Below are 480 nucleotides of genomic sequence, written 5' to 3'. Positions count from 1 at the left end.
GCGCGCGCCGAGCCGTTCGGCCACGCGGCCGCTCTCCGCCGCGGCGGCGCCGCGGGTCAGGGCGGCGATGGCGGCGCCGACGGCGCGACCCTCGGCGCTATCATAGGCAAGGCGCAGGCCCGCGAGCAGCCCGGCGAGGTCGGCGAAGCCCAGGCTCAGCCGGCTGGCCTTGGCGCCGGTTGCGATGTCGAGCGCCCGCACCGCCAGCGCGACGGAGGCGGCGTAGTCCTCGGCCGCGAAGCCGCCCTCGGGCGAGAGAAATTCCGGCAGGTTGAGCACGAAGCGCGGCGTGCCTTTCGCGTCATGCCGCCACAGGGCGAGGCCGGGCGCCGCCCGGCGCGCGAGGAGCAGGGCGCGCAGGCCCTCCGCGAAGTCGCGCTGCTCGGCGGCATCGGCCAGGATGCCGAGTTGCCGCCCGCGCTCGGCCAGCGGGGCGATCCAGCCCTCCGCAAGGCGCGGCAGCGCCCCCGGGCCGCGGCC

Source organism: Falsiroseomonas sp. RANM36 (assembly GCF_056682175.1).
The sequence above is the reverse complement of the archived record's forward strand: the minus strand, read 5'-3'. Positions refer to the sequence as shown.